Annotated in this window: 21 protein-coding genes and 1 tRNA gene; 7 read left to right on the forward strand and 15 right to left on the reverse strand. The window is 56.2% G+C overall.

The window, feature by feature from the left end; translation table 11 throughout:
• Positions 1-13: 13 nt before the first annotated feature.
• The 9 genes from IPM59_07220 to IPM59_07260 form a co-directional block, all read right to left on the reverse strand.
• A complete protein-coding gene (locus IPM59_07220) occupies positions 14-730 on the reverse strand; it encodes an rRNA pseudouridine synthase (GenBank protein MBK9215379.1) in 717 nt (238 codons plus the stop codon).
• Positions 731-815: 85 nt separating this feature from the next.
• Positions 816-1376 (reverse strand): SMC-Scp complex subunit ScpB, encoded by a 561-nt coding sequence (gene scpB, locus IPM59_07225; GenBank protein MBK9215380.1) that lies wholly within the window; start codon positions 1374-1376, stop codon positions 816-818.
• Positions 1377-1453: 77 nt separating this feature from the next.
• On the reverse strand, positions 1454-2230 hold the full coding sequence (locus IPM59_07230) for a segregation/condensation protein A (protein MBK9215381.1): 777 nt from the start codon (positions 2228-2230) through the stop codon (positions 1454-1456).
• A gap of 89 nt (positions 2231-2319) precedes the next feature.
• On the reverse strand, positions 2320-2721 hold the full coding sequence (locus IPM59_07235; protein MBK9215382.1) for a DUF2237 domain-containing protein: 402 nt from the start codon (positions 2719-2721) through the stop codon (positions 2320-2322).
• A 95-nt stretch (positions 2722-2816) separates the two neighbouring features.
• Positions 2817-3101 (reverse strand): arsenate reductase, encoded by a 285-nt coding sequence (locus IPM59_07240; GenBank protein ID MBK9215383.1) that lies wholly within the window; start codon positions 3099-3101, stop codon positions 2817-2819.
• Positions 3102-3153: 52 nt separating this feature from the next.
• Positions 3154-3435, reverse strand: coding sequence for a type II toxin-antitoxin system HicB family antitoxin (locus IPM59_07245; GenBank protein MBK9215384.1), 282 nt, complete (start codon positions 3433-3435; stop codon positions 3154-3156).
• A 4-nt stretch (positions 3436-3439) separates the two neighbouring features.
• Positions 3440-3625 carry a type II toxin-antitoxin system HicA family toxin gene (locus IPM59_07250; protein MBK9215385.1) on the reverse strand — a complete coding sequence of 62 codons (186 nt, stop codon included), beginning with the start codon at positions 3623-3625 and terminating at the stop codon, positions 3440-3442.
• On the reverse strand, positions 3622-4605 hold the full coding sequence (gene trpS / locus IPM59_07255) for a tryptophan--tRNA ligase (GenBank protein ID MBK9215386.1): 984 nt from the start codon (positions 4603-4605) through the stop codon (positions 3622-3624). The genes IPM59_07250 and trpS overlap by 4 nt, the downstream gene beginning before the upstream one ends.
• 1 nt (position 4606) lies before the next feature.
• Positions 4607-5329, reverse strand: a complete 723-nt coding sequence (locus IPM59_07260; protein MBK9215387.1) for a site-2 protease family protein — start codon at positions 5327-5329, stop codon at positions 4607-4609.
• Between the two features lie 26 nt (positions 5330-5355).
• Here IPM59_07260 and IPM59_07265 point away from each other — a divergent pair, with 26 nt between their 5' ends.
• The 4 genes from IPM59_07265 to IPM59_07280 all read left to right on the forward strand — a co-directional run bounded on the left by IPM59_07265 (position 5356) and on the right by IPM59_07280 (position 8283).
• Entirely contained in the window at positions 5356-6567 is a 1212-nt protein-coding gene (locus tag IPM59_07265) for an ATP-grasp domain-containing protein (GenBank protein ID MBK9215388.1), read from the forward strand.
• Complete coding sequence (locus IPM59_07270) at positions 6557-7816, forward strand: hypothetical protein (GenBank protein MBK9215389.1); 1260 nt, start codon at positions 6557-6559, stop codon at positions 7814-7816. The genes IPM59_07265 and IPM59_07270 overlap by 11 nt, the downstream gene beginning before the upstream one ends.
• Positions 7817-7894: 78 nt before the next feature.
• Positions 7895-8146, forward strand: a complete 252-nt coding sequence (locus IPM59_07275; GenBank protein MBK9215390.1) for a hypothetical protein — start codon at positions 7895-7897, stop codon at positions 8144-8146.
• Positions 8147-8207: 61 nt separating this feature from the next.
• A tRNA-Ala gene (locus IPM59_07280) sits at positions 8208-8283 on the forward strand.
• A gap of 5 nt (positions 8284-8288) precedes the next feature.
• Here the strand turns inward: IPM59_07280 and IPM59_07285 are convergent.
• Both IPM59_07285 and IPM59_07290 read right to left on the reverse strand, forming a co-directional pair.
• Positions 8289-9530, reverse strand: coding sequence for an MFS transporter (locus IPM59_07285; protein MBK9215391.1), 1242 nt, complete (start codon positions 9528-9530; stop codon positions 8289-8291).
• Positions 9517-10182 (reverse strand): pyridoxamine 5'-phosphate oxidase family protein, encoded by a 666-nt coding sequence (locus IPM59_07290; GenBank protein ID MBK9215392.1) that lies wholly within the window; start codon positions 10180-10182, stop codon positions 9517-9519. Before IPM59_07290 ends, IPM59_07285 begins: the two co-directional genes overlap by 14 nt.
• A gap of 250 nt (positions 10183-10432) precedes the next feature.
• Between IPM59_07290 and IPM59_07295 the strand changes: the two genes are divergently transcribed.
• Positions 10433-13018, forward strand: coding sequence for a hypothetical protein (locus IPM59_07295; GenBank protein ID MBK9215393.1), 2586 nt, complete (start codon positions 10433-10435; stop codon positions 13016-13018).
• A 10-nt stretch (positions 13019-13028) separates the two neighbouring features.
• Here the strand turns inward: IPM59_07295 and polA are convergent, their stop codons facing one another.
• Positions 13029-15767: a DNA polymerase I gene (gene polA / locus IPM59_07300; protein ID MBK9215394.1), complete on the reverse strand. Its 2739-nt coding sequence runs from the start codon at positions 15765-15767 to the stop codon at positions 13029-13031.
• 155 nt (positions 15768-15922) lie between these two features.
• On the opposite strand from polA, the gene ald reads away from it, so the two are divergent.
• Both ald and IPM59_07310 read left to right on the forward strand, forming a co-directional pair.
• Complete coding sequence (ald, locus tag IPM59_07305; protein ID MBK9215395.1) at positions 15923-17056, forward strand: alanine dehydrogenase; 1134 nt, start codon at positions 15923-15925, stop codon at positions 17054-17056.
• A 146-nt stretch (positions 17057-17202) separates the two neighbouring features.
• Positions 17203-18639: a DUF512 domain-containing protein gene (locus IPM59_07310; GenBank protein MBK9215396.1), complete on the forward strand. Its 1437-nt coding sequence runs from the start codon at positions 17203-17205 to the stop codon at positions 18637-18639.
• A gap of 17 nt (positions 18640-18656) precedes the next feature.
• Here the strand turns inward: IPM59_07310 and IPM59_07315 are convergent, their stop codons facing one another.
• From IPM59_07315 to IPM59_07325, 3 genes are all read right to left on the reverse strand, one after another.
• Entirely contained in the window at positions 18657-19487 is an 831-nt protein-coding gene (locus IPM59_07315) for an energy transducer TonB (GenBank protein ID MBK9215397.1), read from the reverse strand.
• Positions 19488-19747: 260 nt separating this feature from the next.
• Entirely contained in the window at positions 19748-20563 is an 816-nt protein-coding gene (locus tag IPM59_07320) for a VanW family protein (GenBank protein MBK9215398.1), read from the reverse strand.
• 32 nt (positions 20564-20595) lie between these two features.
• A complete protein-coding gene (locus IPM59_07325) occupies positions 20596-21540 on the reverse strand; it encodes an XdhC family protein (GenBank protein ID MBK9215399.1) in 945 nt (314 codons plus the stop codon).

Raw genomic sequence — 21540 nt, forward strand, 5'->3', positions numbered from 1 at the left:
TTATTTATCATGTTCATCCTGTAATTTTTTTAACTTCCTCTACCGTCAATTCGCGTGATGCCCCAACTTTTAGGTATGGATCGCTGATCGCGCCAATCCGTGTCCGCCGCAATTTCACGACCGAATTGCCGATCGCGTCGAACATCTTGCGTAACTGCTGATTGTGCCCCTCATGCAGTGTCACCTCGTACCAGCCATTGTTTTGCGTCGGTTTTAGCTCGCGTATCTCTGCGGGAGCGGTCTTGAAGCCGTCTTCCAACGTAACGCCGCGGCGGAGTTTGTTGATCGCGTTGCGGTTTGGCAGGCCCTTGACCTTGACCTCATAGACCTTTGGGATCTTTTTAGATCCCGCAACGCGGTTCGTGAATTCACCGTCGTTTGTCAGGATGATCAGCCCCTCGCTGTTGTAATCGAGCCGCCCGACCGGATGCAGTTTGCCCTTGCCTTTCACGAGATCGACGACGAGCTTGCGATTTTCGGGGTCGCTGACGCTCGACAGGTAGCCTTTCGGTTTGTTTACGAGGACATACGTTTTGGAACGGCTCTGGAGCTTGGCATTTATCAGCTTGCCGCGAACCTTGATGTGGTCCCGCTCAGGATCGGCCTTAGTGCCGAGTTCGGTCACGATCTCGCCGTTGACCGTGACCTCGCCGGCAGCGATAAGCTGCTCGGCCGCCCGGCGTGAGGCGATACCGGCTTGGGCGATGAGTTTCTGCAATCTTTCCGGCACAGAACGCTATTGAACCACATAGGCACATAGAACACATAGATATAACCGGCACTTCTATGTCTTCTATGTGCCTATGTGGCTAATCTTATTGGACTAGGTCCTCGAAGTCTTCGATACTCGGCAGTTCCGTCAGGTCGTTGAGGCCGAACTGGATGAGGAATTCTTTTGACGTGCCGTACATCATCGGGCGGCCGACGGCCTCTTTGCGGCCCTTTGCGACGATGAGGCGTTTGTCGAGGAGCGTTTTGATCGACGTTGCACTCTGCACACCTCGGATCTCGAGGATCTCGGGAACGGTCACGGGTTGCTTATATGCGATGACCGCAAGCGTTTCGAGCGAGGCGATAGAGAGCTTGGCAGACGGACGTGTTTTTAGGAATGCACGAACCTCTTCGTGCAGTTCCGTCCGAGTCGCAAGCTGATAGCCACCGGCTATCTCGCGTATCTGCAGGCCGCTGCCGCGTTCGGTATATTCGGCTGCAAGCTGCTCAACGGCGGCCTTTACCGCTCCTTTGTCTTCATCAAGGACCTCGGCGATAAGCTTTGCCGTCACAGGCTCGTCTGCGACAAAAATGAGTGCCTCGACGAGGGCCACCAACTCGGAGGGCGTTCGGTTTCTCTGCTTTGCGGCCGCTTGCTCGGTCATAAAAATCAACCACAGATTAACACAGATGGACACCGATAAGAATTGCCTTATCTGTGTCCATCCGTGTCCATCCGTGGTTACATCTTTTTCAGTATTATGTCGCCAAACGTGCTCTTTTGCAGCAGTTTGACGTTCTCGGCCCTCACGATCTCGAGCACGGCGATAAAGGCGGTTACGAGTTCGCGGCGGGTGTGCATTTCGTCAAAAAACTTCAGCAGGCTAAGTTCGCCGTCGTCTAGGATGCGGCGTTTGAGGGTTTTGATCATGTCGGCGAGCGAGATCTCTTCGCGCTCGATCTCCATCTTGACCTCATCGGCGTGGCGGGTAGCGATCTGCTGAAATATCTTGAGCAGGTCAAAGACGGTCGCGTCCACCTCGCCGATGTCACCGTCAGTTTCGATGGTGCCGCGGGTGAACGTCGCCTGTTCGATCTCGCCGCGTTCGTGAAGCATGCCGGCGGCCGATTTGAATTTCTCGTATTCGAGCAGGCGGTCGACAAGCTCCTGGCGCGGGTCCTCGAATTCCTCGTCTTCCTCGGCCTTGGGGTCGCGAGGCAGCAGCATCTTTGACTTGATCTCGATCAGCGTCGCGGCCATTACGAGGAAATCTGCTGCGACGGCGATATCCAGCCGCTTCATTAGGCGGATGTATTCGAGATATTTCTCGGTGATACGGGCGATCGGAATGTCAAAAATGTTTGCCTGCTCCTGGCGGATCACATAGAGCAGTAGATCGAGCGGGCCGGCAAAGTCGCCGATCTTTATCTGCAGCTCGTCCGATTCGCGTACGATCTCGGCCGTCTCCTTATGAAAGTCGAATGTAAATTGATCGAGTTGTTCTTCTGCTGCAGGCATTAGGCAAATTAAACAAAGAAATAGCCACGAATGCACGAATAAACCATGATCTTGTTCTTATTCGTACATTCGTGGCTATTCTTTCCGACTTATTCTTCTGCGTCAACCGCGTGTAGCTTGAGGTCATCGAGGTTTACGACCTGCAGAGCGGACTCATGCGTTGCCGCAAGCACGACCTGCGGGGCCATGCCGTCCTCAAATGCCTGCTGCCATCGCGTCACGCAAAGGCACCATTTGTCGCCGTCCTTGACACCGGGAAATGCGTACTGCGGCATCGGCGTTGAAAGGTCGTTGCCGACCGAACGCGAATACTCCAGAAACTCGTCCGTCGCGAGAATACACACTGTATGCCGCCCTAGATCGTCGGCACCGGTGCGGCAATAGCCGTCGCGATAAAATCCCGTCATCGGATCGGTGCAGCACGACTCGAGGTTGCCTCCGAGGACGTTGCGAGGTTTAGGGTAGTGGCCGTTGCCGTAGGTAATGCTCATCTACGTTTGATTCACCGCAGAGGCACGGAGGGCGCAGAGAAACACAATTTAGGTCGATACTCCGTGTTCTCTGTGCCTCTGTGGTGAATTCTTCTTCATATTAATTCCAGTGCCTTTTCGATCGGCCGAGCCAGCACCGCCTTGTCGTCGACCTCGACTATCGGCCGCTGGATCAGATTCGGATCGGCGACCATTGCCTTGATCACGTCGGCGTCTGGCGTGTTGTCGTTAATTCCGGCCGCCGCCGCACCGCGGGCCAGCTTGATCGGCCTGAGGCCCGTTTTGGCAATCAACGCACCGAGGTTCTTCTCGGTGAACGGTTCATTAAAATAATTGACCTTGTCCCATTCAATGCCGTTCTCACGGAACAGCGTCGCCAAGTTGCGGCACGTGGTTCAGGTCGGTTTTTCGTAAACGATAATTCTATTCATTTTAGGCTAAGGCGAGTTCTGGTGTCTGAACGATCACATGGGCGATTATGTCCTCACCTGTAACATCATTTGTGTCGTGCAGAACATATTGTAAAGGTTTTGGAGCCGGGACGGTCTCACCGTTTTCGATCATGCCCTCAATGTGAAATTCCAACGCGTCTCGCATCGAATCAATTGTTTCCTCAATCGTTCGACCGGTCGCTATACATCCGGGCACGTCCGGCGAGAACGCCGAGTAGTTCCGGGCCCCTTTTTCTATAACAACAAGATATCTGTTCTTCATGAGATTATTTTAGTCCTGCCTGCGTCAAAATACTACGCTCCGTTTTTGGATGGACTTCGTCCGAAGGATGGCCCGCAATGGTGACCGTACCTGGTTTTACGGTATGACGATACTGTCGATGGCTGCCGCGAGTACGGGCCAAGACCCAACCGTCTTTTTCGATCAGTTTGATAAGTTCGCGGACCTTCACAACGAGATACCTAATCGCTCGTTGACCGTCGCAAGTGTATCGCCCGCGATAGACCGGGCTTTTTGCGCGCCGTTATTAAGTATCAACTTCAGTGAGGCGTCGTCATACTGCTTTACGCGCTCCTGAAACGGTCGCAGGAACTCGACTGTCACCTCGGCCAGTTCGCTTTTGAAATCGCCGTAACCTTTACCGGCAAAATGCGATACGCATTCGTCCGTCGATTTACCGGTCAGCAGTTGATAGATCGTCAGCAGGTTTGTGATCGCGGGTCGCGCTACGTCGAATGTAATCTCGGTCCCGCTGTCTGTGACGGCGCGTTTGATCTTTTTGGTGACGGTATCGGCGTCGTCGAGCAGAAAGATCGAGGCGTTCGGATTTTCGTCGGATTTAGACATCTTTTTCGTCGGGTCCTGGAGCGATTTGATGCTGGCGCCGGCGGGTGGAATGTAAACGTCGGGCACCTTAAAAGTCTCGCCAAAATCGCGATTGAATCGCTCGGCAAGATCGCGTGTCAGTTCGATATGCTGCTTTTGGTCCTGTCCGACAGGGACGAGATCGGCCTGATAAAGCAGGATGTCGGCTGCCATCAGGATGGGATAGGTGAAGAGGCCGACGCTTGAGCGTTCGCGGCCGCCTCTTTGCGATTTGTCCTTGAACTGAGTCATCCGCTCAAGCTCGCCCATGCGGGCAATACATGACAGCACCCAAGTGAGTTCGGCATGTTCGGCGACGTCGGATTGGACAAAGATCGGCGACTTTTCGGGATCGACACCGGCGGCTAGGTAGATGCGGGCGAGGTCGAGCGTTTTTTGCCGATACGTTGTCGGCTCCTGCGGCAGCGTGATGCCGTGCAGGTTGACGATGCAAAAGAACGATTCGTACTCGTCCTGCAGCGCGACCCAATTCTTGATCGCACCGAGATAATTGCCGATATGCAATTCGCCGGTCGGCTGTGCGCCGCTGAAAATGCGTTTCTTCATATCAGGCAGATAGAACAAAAAGAAGTGCGTAAAGGAACGGCGTGATTATCATCCGGAACACGCCCATATAGATCAGCAGCATCAGTATCAAAAAGCCGTACTGCTCAAGCAGCGCAAGCGCCGGTTGGGCTGAATCCGGTAGGAACGTCGCGAGAATCTTGCTGCCGTCAAGCGGCGGAAATGGCAATAGGTTGAACACGAACAGCGACATATTCAGCAGCATCAGGTTGCCGACAAAGATAGCCAGCGGATTTGTACTGTGGCCAAAAAAGTCGACGACGCTAAAGCCTTGGCTCAACATTACCTTCGCCGCGATAATGCCGATGATGAGCAGAATAAGATTCGCGAGTACACCTGCGATCGAGACCATCACATTGCCCCACGTATAGTTTGTCCATTTGCGCGGGTTCACTGGCGTCGGTTTGCCCCATCCGATCAGCGGAATGCTTCCAAGGGCTCCGCCGACGCTGCCGAGGATAAATGCGATCATCGGTATCGCCAGGGTGCCGATGGGGTCGGTGTGAGCTACGGGGTTGAGCGTGACGCGGCCGAGCATATATGCTGTGTCGTCGCCGAACTTATACGACATCCACGCGTGACCTGCCTCGTGACACGATATCGCGAGCAATAACACGACCATGTAGATCACGAGGTGGCTGACCAGATTGAGAATATCGCCGTCGCCCATAAGATTATTCGTGCATTCGTGGCTAGATTGTGCCATTCTTTTAGCCCAAAATAAAATTTTGTATGGCTGAACATATTGTCTGCATCGCAAGCGAACACAAGGGGAACGAGTTTCTCGAAGAGGCCCGCGCGGCCCGTTGGGACGTAACGCTCGTGACGCGGCAGAAGCTGCTCGAGGAAGCATGGCCATGGGACGCGATCACGGATGCCAAAACCGTTGATGACATTGCGCAGCCGGTCGATTACGTCCGCGCGGTGACGAATCTCGCAGGCTCTCGCAATATTGACCGTGTTGTGGGCCTGGACGAATTTGATGTGATTACCGCTGCTTTGACGCGCGAACATTTGCAGATCAGCGGCATGACGAGTTCTTTCGTCAGGCGGTTTCGCGACAAGCTGACGATGCGAAATCTCGCACGAAATGCGGGCATACCGTGCCCGGCGTTTATCGGCGCGTTTAATCAGGATGAGATCCGTAAGTATCTCGAGGACGTTCCGGGGCCGTGGATCGTCAAGCCGCGGCACGAGGTGTCGGCCTTTGGCATCCGCAAATGCGAGACGGCCGATGAGGTCTGGGGCGTTTTGAATGATCTCGACAACCGCCACAACTGGCGCGATCACCCGTCGCAATTCTTGATCGAGCGGTTTATCGAGGGCCGCGTTTTTCATGTCGATTCTGTTGTCGCCGACGGTAAGGTCGCGGCGTGCGGCGTGAGCCAATACGGCACGACGCCATTCAAGGTATCGCATTACGGCGGCGTGTTTTCGTCGTCGATCGTGTCGTACCGGTCGAAAGAGCGCAAGGAACTCGAAGTTCTCAATAACGCATTGCTGATGGCCTTCGGCTATGATCAGGGCGTTTCGCATGCGGAATTCCTGCAGAGCGAGGCGGACGGCCAGTTCTATTTGCTCGAGGTCGCATGCCGCGTAGGCGGCGCCTATATCGCCAACGTCCTCGAGCACGCCTGCGGTTTTAACCTATGGCGTGAATGGGCAAAACTGGAAACCGCGACCGCCGAACGGCCCTACTTGCTGCCAAAGCTACGCAAGGAGTTTGCCGGCATCACGCTCGCCCTCGCAAATGTTGACCAGCCCGACACCTCTGGTTACGGCGACGAAGAGATCGTTTACCGCGTCGATAAACCAAAGCATGTCGGGCTGATCTTTCGCTCAAAGACGCAGAAACGGATCGACGAACTCATCTCGATTTACACGGACCGTATCTCTGCGGATTTTCTCGCCGTCGCGCCCGTAAAAGAGAGGTATGACGACTAGCAGTTTTGCCGGCCCGCCGTCGATCCTCGAACACGACCTGAACAGACATTTTTCCGAACTTTTGAAGTTCGATTCTAAACCTGAGCTTGAGACGTCATCGTTGTGGCCGGAGGTTCGCGATGAGGTCGAGCGGATAATGAATGCGGTAGTGTCAGAACCGCCTGCGTCAGCGGGCGGTCAGTTCGCTGGCAAAGAGTCACCTAGACGGAAACCAGCCGCTAGCGATTCGAACTGGCCGCCCGCTTACGCAGGCGGTTCTGCCTTGCACGCGCTTGCGTGGAATCTTGAACGCGGCATTCAATTTGACGGTATCGCCAATGCGTTGGCGACGCATCCGGCATTGACGAACAAAGACGTGCTGATGCTGCCCGAACTCGACCACGGCATGGCACGGAGCGGCAATCGGTTTGTCCCAACGGAATTGGCAAAGCGACTGGGGCTGAACTATGCGTTCGCACCTGTATACATTGCACTTCAGAAAGGCAGCGGCGTCGAGGCCCAGATGGAGGGCGAGAATACGTTGTCGATCCACGGCCTGGCGATGATGTCGCCGTGGCCGATGGCGAATGTTCACGCTGTGCCGCTGCCGAACGGCAAAGACAAGATGTGGGGCAAGGAAAAGCGGCTAGGCTGGCTGCGAGCTTTGATCGCCGATATTGAGCATCCAGCGGGGACGTTTCGGGCAGTGACAGTGCATCTCGACGTGCACTGCTCGCGTGAGCATCGAAGGCGGCAGATGAACATCATCCTCGACCATCTAGATACGCTGCCGCCGCTGCCGACTATAATTGGCGGCGATTGGAATACGACAACGTTCAATGCCCAGACGGCGACGCACGCGATCCTCGGCTATTGGCGACGCGTGATGATGGGCGTCAAGAATGTTGCGAAGAACCACTTTCCGCATCCCGACAGATATTTTGAAAAAGGCTTGTTTACCGATCTCGGATCGCGCGGGTTTCAATATAAAGCGTTCAACGAACCCGGCGTCGGCACGCTTCACTATCACATTGACAGCATCGAAAAGAACACAAACCTCCGCGATTGGGTGCCTGAATGGTGCTTCAAATTTATCTTCTGGGCCGCCGGCCGCGTCGGCGGCGGCGTGTCCGTGAGGCTGGATTGGTTTGCGGGGAAGGGAATTGAACCGGCGTCCGACACGTCGCCGCAAACGATCGGCGGCCTGGTAAACGATGCCGGGGAACCTCTCTCGGACCACGACGCGATCACCGTATCCTTTCACTTATGACTTATTCCTTATCACTTACTTCGGAATAAGTGATACCTGATAAGTGACAAGTGCAAAGGCATCAATTAACCTCAGATTATGGAAGTTGCTTTTTGCCAGACGTTGAGCTTTAATGCCGACGATTTTGAATACGAGGCCGCCGCTCAGGAGAACGGTAATGCGACGGTCATCAAGTTTGCCGTCGATGAAAAGAAGGTCAGCCCCGGTGACGTGGTAGTTGTCGTATCGGGCGAGGATATCAGTTTTCACGGCATCATCGGCAAGATCGAGGACGGTTTTGCTTTTGCATCAGATCCGAAAGGCTCACTATTGCCGGCCGGAACTCAATAAATTGAGAATGGAGAATTGGCTTGAAATTCTCAATTCTCGATTCTAAACTATCAATTCTTCCGGGGATGTAGCTCAGCTGGGAGAGCGCGGCGTTCGCAATGCCGAGGCCAGGAGTTCGATCCTCCTCATCTCCACCACCTCTCTAGAGGCTCTCGTCCATCGAGAGCCTCTTTCGGTATAGGAACATCACGAGCAGGGATGCGGCGAAGGCGAGAGCGGAAGCAACGATAACGGCGCGAAACGCCGTTGTGTAATCGCCGCCGTGCAGGTCGGCGAGGTGACCGGTAATACGGCCGCCGATGGCGGCCCCGATCACTTCGATCAGTGTGATGACGCCGAGTATCTTTCCGGCCTCGCGTCGGCCGAAGAGGTCCGCGGTCAGCCGCTGGATCAACACAAAGGTGCCGCCATAGCCCAACGCGAACGGCAGCAAGAACCATGCCCAGTTTGACGCCGTCAATGCCAGCAGAACGAACGACGCTGCCAGCATCAGCAGCGCCGAAGCGGCCATTACGCGAACTGAGCGAAAGAGGTCGCTAAAGAAGCCCGCAAGAAATTTTCCGCCCACGCTCACCGCGAAGAGTGCCGATTGGGCAAAAGCTGCCGTCTCAGCCGAGAGGCCGATCTTTGGCGACTGAAGGTAAAGAATAAACTGTTGGCTTGTGACAAATATCGGATAAAAGACAAGCGCGGCGCACGCGGCCAGGGCCCAGAATAGCGGCGTTCTGAGGGCATCGGCCAAGGTCATCCCTTCAGCGGTAGGTTGCTCAGCGGGCCCGCCGCGTTTTTGGTCCTTGACCAGGATCAAGACCGCCGGCAGAAGCACGACCCAAACGAGCATACTGATCGCCAGCATTGCCGAACGCCAATTGTAGGCCGCGATCAGCGGCTGTGCGATCTGAGGAATGATGACACCGCCAATGCTCGTGCCGGTGAGAGCTATGCCGAGCGCGGTGCCGCGCTTCCTGGTGAACCATCGCGACACGAGGACAACATTTGGAGCGACGCCGATAAAACCCAGCGACGCCCCCATAAGGACACGCGAGAGATAGACCATGTTGGCGGTCGCTGCCTGCGAATGCAGTATCAGACCACCGCCAAGCAGAACACAACCGATCACCATCAGCGGCTTGAGCCGGAAACGCGTCACCAGCCATCCGCCGATCAATGAAAAGACGCCCGACATCAGGAACGTGATGTTCGCGGCGTTGGCGATAAAGCTCTCAGCGTGTGCGGCATCGACGGCGCCGATGGCGACAAACTCTTCGCGTATCGGCTTGTAAAACGGTGGCAGGCCGCCGACGGCAAGGCCGTTGCTTATCACGAGGGCGAACGTTGAAATGCCCACGATCACCCAGCCGTAACCGTCGCTACGCTTTGCCATTTCGGGATTGGTTTAAGACGTGTTCGGGAACCGCGACCCCGTCTGCAAGCCTGTCGTCGGCTATCGGCGGGCCGTAAGCAAGCGACAACGGCACGACGCCGGCCCAGACATCCATTGCGTAGTCCTCTTCGTCATCCACGGGCGGGCCCGTGCGGACCTTTGCCGAGGCTTCGTTGATCGGCAGCTTGATGACGCTTGTTGCCTTGAGTTCCACTTCATTTGGCCACCGGACATCAGGCCAGCGGCCATGCACGATGTGCTCCGTGATGGCTTCGAGAGCTGTGTTCTTTTCTTCTGCTTCCGTCACGAGCGTCGCCTTGCCGAGGATCACGACCGAGCGATAGTTTATCGAATGATGGAACGCAGACCGCGCAAGCACCAGCCCGTCAACGATGGTGACCGTCACGCAGACATCGACGCTCTTCGACATCTCGCGCAGCATCCGGCTCGCCGCCGAGCCGTGAATAAACAGATCGTCGCCTATCCGGCCATACGCCGTCGGTATCACATACGGTTGGCCGTCGACGACAAACCCGACGTGGCAGATGAACGCCTCATCGAGGATCGCATTGATCGTCTCGCGCTCGTAATTGCCGCGATTCGGCAGCCGGCGAACCCGCGTTCTTTCACTTTGCATCTCGTTTAAGTTCATATTGATGAACAGTGTGATTATACAGGCCACGGGACCGGCTCAAGAATATCGCTGCAATTTTTGATCACCGCGTAGAATTTCGCGCTCTTCGCGGGTTATTTCCGGTTCTGCCTTGCCTATTAGATCACGAAGCGGCACAAATGAGCGGTCGATAGGGCACTGCGTTCCTTTCATTACAGGCACAGGATGTGCATTAGAAAACAGTAAAAGGCCCGGGTGAGGTGCGTTAAGTCGGATCTCAATGAGTGGGATGACGGCTGGACGCCTCTCGGGCATGGAGGCCGCAATGAAGTTTTTAGGGCGTACTGTTACTGCCACATTGGTAGTCTCGTGGTTCATCATCTCTCCAGTATTCACGCAGTCGTATTACCGGTCGGGCCAACCCGGAAGTGTTGAGGGCATGGTCGAAGTATCTCGCGCGGACATCAAATCAGCTGTGCTTGCAGGCATCAAGACGTACCTCGAACAAATGAAGGGAACGTGCTTTGAAAGCGGAGGTTTCAGCATCGGCGATTACGACAAGTTCGTCGCTGCGCTAAACCGAAACATCCAGGAGATCGTCGTTGGAAACGATGGATCGGCTTGGCTTGTTAAGAACTCGTCGGGGGCAAACTCGTCGCACTACGATCCATGGGGCAGTATGGGCGATGCATACATCTACTTTAGGTTCGATCCGAGGAAACGGATAGGCATGCCCAGCCGCCAAACGATGCTGCATGAGGTTACCCACCACATCGAGTGGCTCAACGGTGTAAAGCAGGCGTCAAACGGCGGTGCTAACCCGGCGTCGGAGAGGAATTCCGAATATCAGGACAAAGTGACCGACGCGCTTGTTCCATGGTTTGCACATGATATTGCACTTTCAAAACAGGAATTGCCGCTTGGTACTGCGATCTCAGCCTGGAAAGAGGTCGAAAAGGCTCTGAAGAAAGGCGAGAACGGAGACTTCGCCGGCGGTAACAAGCACGACCGAAATCTACAGGCCCTGACCGGCTTCTATGCAAACCTCGAGCACCTTACGAACTATTACAAAGGCGGAAAGTGCGGCGAGGACCTGCGCATGCTTATGTACCTTGCCGAGATTGTGCCCCAACTCGACTGGGAACTGGATATGACGGGTCCTGACGAGATCACTTTGGGCGACGAGGCTACGATCACTGCTAGGCCTTACGAACATATTGAGAAACAATTCGACGTGGTCCTGGACAAGAAGCTCAAAGCAAAATTCCGCTGGCGAATACCGCGCCGCGACGCCGTCTATGGGCAAACCCTGAAGTTCAAACCTACTGAGGCGATCCCTTACACGGTGACGGTCGACTTGGTCGTGCCGTTCATGGGCAAGGACAACGTTATAGCTCATGGTGAGCACACAGTGCGGGTGAAGCCAAAGGCTAGCCCGAGCCCGACGCCTGCTGAGATCGACGAATCGAAGTACGAGTTCTCGGGTAGCGTGCCCGGCGTTTGGGAAGGTGGCGGCGACAAGCAGAAGTTCCGTTTCAAGCGTCAGAAAGCTAGCTCTTATGCAGCCGGTGAATGCCGCTGGGAGGGCGTCGTCAATGCCGAGGTGTGGGGCGAACTCGATAACTGGCGTTCGCCGAGCCGCGACGAGATCGACCGGAAGATCGCTGACATCACCGCATCTAACAAGGCCTGGGGCAAGACGACAAAGGTCACGCCACTGAATATTAGCGGTTTTACGGGAAAGATGGTCCATTCCAGTGTCGCGTGGTACGCCGGTGGCTGGTCGGACGCCGGGTTTAGGGCGGAATCGGTCTCGGTCGGAGGCATCGGGTGGGCATTCAAGGGCCGGCATGTCGTCGAGGTAGGATACAGCGCCGGCGGCGGCGGTTGCTGGACAAATACGCTAAAAGCATTTCTCACGTCGCATGCTACAGCCGCTCAGTCCGAGGCAACGGCCATAATCGGCAGTCTTTCGATCGTTAAGAAAGGCGGTTGGACAAAGGTGCCGTACAACGGCCCTCCGCTCACCGGCCCGGGAGCCGCACCGACGCCCGCGCCCACGCCCAAAGCAACGCCGAAACCGACGCCGAAGCCCATACCCAAGCCAACACCAAGGCCGACGCCGAAACCGGCAACAACACCTAAACCAACGCCGAAGCCTGCGCCCGAGGCCACGCCGATACCCGGAAAGGCCAAACAGATCTTCAACAGCGGGAACATTTACGGGGTGCAAAACCGGCCCACGAAACCGACCACTTTCAAATTGCCCGTTCCATACATGATCACGTCGGTATCGACGTATCACTGGAACAATGCCGTCGGAACGGTCCATCCGGGCACGATCGCGATACGCTCCGCCACCGGGCAGGTATTCGGGCCATGGCAGGCGACCGGGTCCCCGGGACAGGGCGGCGTGAAAAACGCTTTGTGGACCGTGCACCCAAATCTAGTGTTGCCGGCCGGGACATATACGATCATCGATTCCGAGCCGGCAAGCTGGGCTCAGAATGCGGCAAGCGGCGGGATGGGGCATGCCATGATAGACGGCTATCCATCCGGCGGGACGCCAGTTGTCTCAAAGCCGCCGCCGGCTGCGGGAGCATACGTTACGGCCGTCTTTCAGAACATGTCGTCCGAGCCCGCGCATATCTTCGTCGAGGGCGAGACATTCGGCCCGGGCAACAAGATACCGCCGGGCGGCCGGCGAGAGGTTCGTATAAAAATTCCGGCGACAGGACGGGTAAAGTTCGTTGTGGGCCGCAGTGGGCAGGTCATCGCAACGCGAAATTGGGAAGGTGACCCAAGCGACCCGAGTCGATATCCGGTGGTGAAATTTGATGGCCGACAACTGTTGATAACGACGGGATTGCGATAGGGCGATGATCCTATTTCGCATCCATCCAATTGTCGCCGGCACCGACCTCGACGACGATCGGGACGTCGAGCTCGGCGGCGGATTCCATTTCGCGTTTGATGATCTCGGACGCACGCTCGACCTCGGCCTTTGGCGATTCGAAGAGCAGTTCGTCGTGGACCTGCATTATCATACGCGTCGCTAAATCGTCCTGTTTCAATGCGTTAGCGACACGGATCATGGCGATCTTTACAATATCGCTGGCCGTGCCCTGGATCGGCATGTTGATCGCTTCGCGTTCCTGGCGGCTGCGAACGGTGTAGTTGCGGTCGTTGATCGAGGCGAAATATCGCCTGCGGCCAAAGAGCGAAGTGACAAAGCCATTCTTTCGCGCTTCCTCCGGCGTTCGGTCCATGTATTCGCGAATGCCTTTGTAGGTTTCAAAGTAATCGTCGATCACCTTTCGTGCCTCAGCGCGTGAGATGCCGACCCGTTGGGACAGGCCGAACGCCTCGACGGCGTAGGCGATGCCAAAATTCACTATCTTCGCAAGGCGGCGTTTCTCCTTCATCTCCTTCTCGTCCTTTGCTCCAAAGACCAGGCGGGCCGTTTGTGCGTGAATGTCCTCATTGTTCTTGAACGCCTCGAGCATATTCGGGTCCTGCGTGATGTGGGCGAGGATGCGCAATTCCAACTGCGAGTAGTCCGCCGAGATCAGCTTGTTGCCTTTTTCGGGAATGAACGCCTTGCGGATCTGTTGACCGAGCTCGGTGCGAACGGGAATATTCTGCAGGTTCGGCTCGGTCGATGAAAGGCGGCCGGTCGCGGCTACGGTCTGGTTCAGACATCCGTGGACGCGGCCGTCGTCGCGAATCATTCGCGGCAGGGCATCGGCATAAGTCGCCTTGAGCTTGTCCATCTCGCGGTAATCGATGATGAGCTGCGCGATCTCGTAGGTTTGTGCAAGCTCGACGAGCACATCGTGGCTGGTCGATATTTGGCCGGTTGCAGTCTTCTTGCCGGTGGCGATATTTAGCTCGCCAAACACCTCGCCGACTTGCTTTGGGGAGCCGATGTTGAACTCGCGGCCCGCGAGCGAGAATATCTGTTTGCTCAGTTCCGCAAGGTTCTCGGTGATCTCCTTTGAGAATTTCGTCAGATCGTCGCCGTCGACCTTCATTCCGGCGAGCTCGATGTCCAGCAAGACATCAATGGTTGGCATCTCGATCTCGGAATACACGCGTTCAAGACCATTCTCACGGATCTTGCTTCGCAGAATGGGCGCGAGTCGAGCGGTCAGATCGGCGGTCTCGGCGACGCGGAACGACGCCTCGTCAAAACCGTCCGGAATAGCGTGCGCGAGGTCGGTATCAAGATACGCCTGCGCGAGAAAGTCGATACCGTAATTCGAACGGCCAGGATCAAGCAGATACGCAGCGACCATCACATCATCATTCGCCGGCAGCGGCCGGATGCCGAGCTTGAGAAGCGCGGCGGCGTTTCGCTTCGCATCGTGCGCGTAGCGGTCGAAATACGGATTAGTCAAAATGTCGCCGAGCGGCCTGACGGCCTTTTCACCGGCGTCCTCAAAATTATCGAGGTCGATATAGAATGCCTCGCCGTTGCCGAGGCCGATCGCGACGCCGAGCGGCGCCTGTTTATCGTAAGCACTCGACTTTTCGTTCGAGTTGGCGTCGTTGACGTGATAGCTCCACTGCGTGTTATCGAACAATCGTCGTATCAGAACGTCGAATGCGGCTCGCGTCGTGATGATCGAATATTTCGTATCTACCGTGCCCGTGTGGCTCGGTAGGCTGTTAAAAAGACTGCCGCTGCCGGTTCCCGCTGCCGCACCGACCGAGACGGCCGCACCGTCGCCGAATTCCTTCATCAAGGTCTTGAATTCAAGCTCGTGAAACAGCTCATACGCCGCTTTTCGGTCGGATTCGACACGTTTTAGAGTTTCCAGATTGAGATCGATCGGCACCTCGCAGTGGATCGTTGCGAGTTCGAGCGATTGGCGAATGATCTCTTGGTTATTTTGCAGGCTCTCGCGATAGGTCTTGTGCGTTATTTCGTCGGCACGCCGCATCGCTTCCTCGGCGGAGCCGTAATCGAGAACGATCTTTAACGCACCCTTCGCACCGATGCCGGGAGCTCCGGGAATGTTATCGACCGAATCGCCCATCAAGCCGAGCAGATCGATGATCTTGTCCGGCGGCACTCCAAATTTGTTGATGACCCAAGCCTCGTCGCACCACTCGACGGGCGGGACGGGCACTTTGCGTTTTACATTGACCGAGTTTTGCCGCATGGCGATCACATATGGATCGGTCACGAGCTGGCACAGGTCCTTATCGTTTGAGACGATAACGGCCTGCATTTGCTTTGCCGCGCACTCTTTTGCGAGGGTCCCGATGATGTCGTCCGCCTCGTAGCCGTCGAGGCGGAGATTCTTGATCCCAAACGCCTCGCAAACCCGCTCGACCCACGGCAATTGAGTGAGGAGATCGTCCGGCGTCTCCTGCCGGTTCGCCTTGTAATCGGCGTAGGAATCATGCCGAAACGTGGGTGCGAACGTGTCCCACACCGCTGCGATATATTCCGGCCGCTCGTCGTTGAGCAGCTTGCGGAGCATGTTAGTAAAGACAAAGACCGCCTGCGTTACCTCGCCTTTACTGTTTCGCAGCGGGTCCTGCCGCATGCCCATCGGTGCAAAGAATGCACGATAGATATGCGACATGGCGTCGATGAGAAAAACACGTTTCATTCGCGTGGCCCGTTAGTCAATGATAGAGAAACCTCGATGGCGAAACAAGGTCTGGGATTTCTCTCAGCATACCGCTGACGCGTTCTGATTATTTTGCGAAAACTGCTAAAATTACCGTTTGCTTGGATCGAAGAAATAATATCTGGAGAATCTGAATGAAGATCGGTTTACCGAAGGAAATAAAGGACAACGAATACCGTGTCGGCCTGACGCCTGCGGGCGTTCAGGCGTTGACGCTTGCCGGGCATACGGTCTATGTGCAAAAGACAGCGGGTGAGGGCTCGGGCTTTAAGGATGAGCAGTATGTCAAGGCCGGCGGCCACATGCTCGATACGGCAGATGAGATCTGGCAGACGGGCGATATGATCGTCAAGGTGAAGGAGCCGGTTGCACCCGAATATCCCAGGATGCGTGAGAACCAGCTGCTCTTTACCTATCTGCACCTTGCACCGGAACTCGAGCTCACCAAGGTGATGCTCGAGCGGAAAGTCACCGGCGTTGCCTACGAGACGATCATCAAGGACGGCAAGCTGCCGCTGCTGACACCGATGTCCGAGGTCGCAGGCCGCATGTCGGTTCAGGTCGGCGCGACGTATCTTGAAAAGATGAATGGCGGCAAGGGCATCCTGCTTGGCGGTGTGCCGGGCGTGCCTGCGGCAAATGTGGTCATCATCGGCGGTGGGATTGTAGGAACCGAAGCTGCAAAAATGGCTGTCGGGCTTGGGGCAAAGGTCACGATCATCGACCGAAACCTCGACCGGCTGCGGCAGCTTGACGACATTTTCCTATCAAAGGTCCAGACGCTGGCGTCGTCACGGTATCAGATCGAGGAAGCGATCTCGCATGCCGATCTCGTGATCGGAGCAGTCTTGGTCGTTGGCGCGGCGGCACCGAAACTCGTCACACGCGATATGCTGCACCTGATACCGCAGGGAGCTGTGCTGGTGGACGTTGCCGTCGATCAGGGCGGCTGCTTTGAGACGACGCATGCGACGACGCACTCGAATCCGACCTATTACGAGGAAGGCGTGCTGCACTATTGTGTCGCTAACATGCCGGGAGCAGTGCCGAGAACATCGACGTTTGCTCTGACCAACGCCACGCTGCCGTATGCATTGGACCTTGCGAATAAAGGCTTTGAGCAGGCGATCAAGGACGACGCCGGCCTGGCAGAGGGCGTCAATACCTACGCCGGCAAGCTGACCTACGAGGCGGTTGCTACATCGCAGGGCCTCGAATACACGCCGCTCGATTCTCTGATCGATCTTAAAGCGGCATCTGTGGGGTAGAAGTTTGAAGGCGGATTTAACGGATCGAGCGGAAAAGATCGGATCAGACTTAAGAAGATCCGGACTTTTCCGCTCGATCCGTTTATCCGCGTTCGGGATGACTCTAACCGTGGTTAACCTAACCGAACATATAGCTTAAGGACTGAATGTACGAGTTTGCCGTAACACCTGCCGTTACTCAGCTCCGCCGGCCGGGCGTGATTATTACCGAGGTCACGCCGGGCAGTGTCGGCGAAGAGCTTGAGCTCCGGCCGCACGACCGCATCACGAAGGTCAACGGCCGCGCGGTGCGTGACTATCTTGACTTTCGGTTTCAAACGGCCGGCGAGACCGACCTGATATTTCACGTTAAAAAGGCCGATGGCCACTCAGTCGAGATCGAGTTCGATCGCGAAGAGGGCGAGGACCTCGGGCTTATGTTCGAGCAGATCGTGCCGCGGCAGTGTGCCAACGAGTGCATTTTCTGCTTCTGCAAAGGCAACCCCGATGACGCCCGGCCGTCGCTGTTTGTCCGCGACGAGGACATCAGGCTCTCATTTCTCTACGGCAACTACACAACTCTTTCGTCGATCACCGACGATGAGATGCACAGAATTGTCGAACAGCGGTTGTCGCCGCAATACGTCTCGGTCCACGCGACCGACCTTAAAACGCGGGCATACCTGCTCGGCGTTGACGAATCGCGTGCCGACATCGCCGACAAACTGCAATTCCTGCTCAATAATGACATCGAGATCCACGCCCAGATCGTGCTGTGCCCCGAGATCAACGACGGCGTGGTGCTGGAGAATACGCTCCGCGACCTCGCCGCGCATTTTCCAAAAGTGATCTCAGCTGCCGTCGTCCCAGTCGCCCTGACTCGCTATAACACCGATGAACGGCTCACACGTGTCACGCCCGAGTTCTGTCGCCGCACGGTTCGCGAGATCGAGAAACTGCAAAAAGAGTTTCGCCGCGCGCTCGGGACGACATTCGCATTTCTCGGCGATGAGATATACATCAAGGGAGGCATCGACATACCGTCGCGTCGTCAATACGGAAATTATCCGCAGATCGAGGACGGTGTCGGGATGGTGCGGACATTTATCGAGAAGTTTGAACGGTTTCTCAGCAAGCCCGACTCTGCGTCACGAGGACGGCGAGATGGCCGTGAACATGCTGATGCGATCAGCCCGGCCGTTGTTCGTCAGAGGGTCCATCCACCCGCTTACGCCGGCGGTTCTGCCGCCTTGCTCACTGGGGAAATGTTCGCGCCGATATTGCGCGAGCAGATCGACAAATACAACGCAATGACCGGCTCGCAACTGGAGGTCATTGGCGTCCCGAACAACTATTTTGGCGGCGACGTGTCGGTAGCGGGGCTGCTTTCGGGGCAAGACTTTGTCGCGATCAAGGACAAGGTCGGCGGTGATCTCATCATCATTCCGAGCGTCACGATCAAATCAGACGAACCGATCTTTATTGACGGCATGACATACGAGGACCTAAAAGCTGCCTTCGATGTGCCGGTCTATGATCTGGACACGGACGGACTGATCGAGTTTTTGGGCGCAAAAAGGCGGGCCGTCGGGCCCGCCGCTTGATCGATAATTTATCAGACTTAGCTCAGGCTGAAGTTATATACGATCGTGCCGCTGACCTTGACCGGCACATCGGACAGCATTGTCGGCGTAAATCTGGCATCTCTTGCGGCAGATTCTGCGGCGTCTCTCAGAAGCGGATGGCCGTTTACGGCATTTGCCGAGACCACGCGTCCCGCCTCATCAATGAGGACCTTAACGCTGACCGCACCCTCGGCCCGCATCGCTTTGGCCGCCGGCGGATAATGCGGACGCGGAAGGCTGGTTGCCAGACCGTTGACGACGCCCTTTGACTGCACGAGCTTTCTCGCCGGCGTCGGAGATCTCACCGGTGGCGGCGGCGGAATTGGGTCAGGCTTTGTCTCAGCTACGGTCGAACTCGGCGTGAGGCCTCCGCCGGAAGGCCCGGTGCCGGTTCCCGTTGTATCGCGGCCGCTGGTGCCCGGCAGTACCGGATCGCTGTCAAGTTTGCCCATCTCAAAACGGCCTGTTTCCGGCCGTGCCTTAAGAGTGCTCGGCGTGGCGGAGATCGGCGGCGCCTCGCGGGGCGTCTCGATGATATTTTGGATATTTGCGACACGGGTCGGGAGCTTGTTCGTCGTCGGTGCCGACGTTTGCGGCTGCGGCTGCTGACGCGGCGGCTCGGGCGCAGCCGGGGCGATATTAACCGGGGCCAACAGCGTAGTGATCTCGAAGTCGTTCGTACCCAAGGTAAAGTCTGCCGCAAATATGCTGACAACCACCGCTACGGACAGGGCAATTCCGACACCAAAGGTTGACACCATGAAGTAACCTCGACGGTTTTTGATATTGGCCTTTTCAGGCTCGGTAATTATCAATCGATCAAACATTTCCTATCCTCCCAGCGGCGGTGCCGTCCGCTGGTTGTTTAGACACCAATAGGGCAAGGAAGGTTCCCAAACGATTTGTAAAGTTTTGTGGTCAGGCAGTAATGATTCAGTTTCAAATTGTGATCGTCTCTCCGATCTCTGCGAAACTCTCTCCGTTCTCCGCGTGGAATCTTTGCTAAGGTTTTTTTCCACGCAGAGAACGCAGAGAATGCAACGCAGAGTTCGCGGAGAGGCGGTTTTTCAAACTGAACCACTACCGGTTAGGCGGTGAGCAGCGGCTCGTACATCATGATCGCGTGGTTCTCTGTCACTAGCCGTTCGTCGATCGAGCCGTCGATCAGGCTGGTCGTCCGCTTCCATATCCGGTTGTGACGCGTGTAGCCACCCCAGGGCTGGAGTTTGATAAGGTGGTCGGTCTCAAAGATCTCATAGCTGTATTCAGGTGCACGATCGGAGAGCAGTTCGCCGTGGAGGTATTCGTCGCCGAGCCAGAGTTTGAGTTGGTAGGTGTCGGATGTGTCGTTTCGCAACTGAAGGTCGATATAGTTGTAGGCGAGGGTGGCTCCACAGGCGAACGGGATCGTCCGGTTGATGTCGGGAAACACGTCAAACCCGTGTCGATATCGCTCGGCTATGGTCAGCGGGGAATGGAGGGCCATCCAATAGAGCAGATTGCCAAGCTGACACAGCCCGCCGCCGATGCCTTTCTCAATGCGTCCATTGTGCAGCACAAGGCCGTCCAGAAATCCGCGTCGCGCGGTTGGCCGGCCGACCAGCCTCCAAACGGAGAATGTTTCGCCGGGCCGAATAACAACGCTTTCGATGCGATCGAGAGCCAGGCGAAGGTTCGTGACCTTGTTGTGCTGCAGATACATCTCCACGTCTTTGAGCGGGCGCAGGAGCATCGAGTGGTGCTGGAAGATCGAGTGTTCGAGCCGAACATTTGGCGACAGCCGCGCGAAATTACGCGAATTCGCGATCCACTTCGCGTGGCGCCTCAGCGTGTAATATTCGCGGCCGATGAGGCGTCGTAAATAGCTGCGTGTGCGTGGTTTATGAATGCTCCTGCTATCCATCGGAAAGGTGAGTTTAGCATAGCGGAACGGCGTCATGTGTTCTTGACGGCGATGATCTCGGCCGCGATCGAGATAGCTATTTCCTCGGGCGTGCGGCTGTTGATCGGCAGGCCGATCGGTGTTCGGATCGCATCGAGCTTAGAGGTATCAAGTCCTTCGCTGCTCAGTTCTTTCATCATCGTCGCGATCTTTGCTTTGCTGCCGAGGACCCCAAAGTATCTAACGTCATGATCGATAAGCTGCCGGATAACCACGGCATCGCTCGCGTAGCCCAGAGTCATCGCCACGACATAGGCCGCGCGGCCGGACGGAATATATTTGCCTATATGCTCGTAGCCTACGATGGTCGTTACCTCGTGGGCAAATTCATTCTTGGCAAGCGTGCTCAGATCGGGCCGGTCGTCGAAGATGTGGACCCGAAAGCCGAGCCGAGCCGCAACCTCGCTCAACGCGAGAGAACAATGGCCACCGCCGACGATGTAGAGGTCAGGCCCACTTGCGATCCTTTCGTGATACGCGAACTCCGCATCCGCTCCTTGCTCGAACGTGATCGCCGGAAAACTAGCATCCGCCTTGCACACTGATATCTCTGTTCGCGTGATGGTAAGGACCGATTCGCCTCCTTCCAACGATCCAAGGATGTCTCGAACCGTGTCAAGGTCGTTCGGTGAAAGCGGCTTGATGAGGACCGTTTGGCGGCCAGAGCAGATCATGCCGCTCGAATTCACGACGTCGCGCCGATGGATGCGTTCGACGATCTCAGTCTCGCGAGCTGTTCTTGCTCGTTCGACGAGCGACACTTCCATGACACCGCCACCGATGGTCCCTATCATCTCGCCATCAGCAGCGACAGCCATCTTGTAACCCGCACGGCCCGGGCTGGAACCATTGCTTTCCGTAACGACCAGCAGAGCAGCGTGTTCGCCACGATCGAGACGTGTCGCGATGAACGTCCATAGCTCGCTCTCGTTCGACAT

Source organism: Chloracidobacterium sp., from assembly GCA_016715795.1.
In the GTDB taxonomy this organism is placed as follows: domain Bacteria; phylum Acidobacteriota; class Blastocatellia; order Pyrinomonadales; family Pyrinomonadaceae; genus OLB17.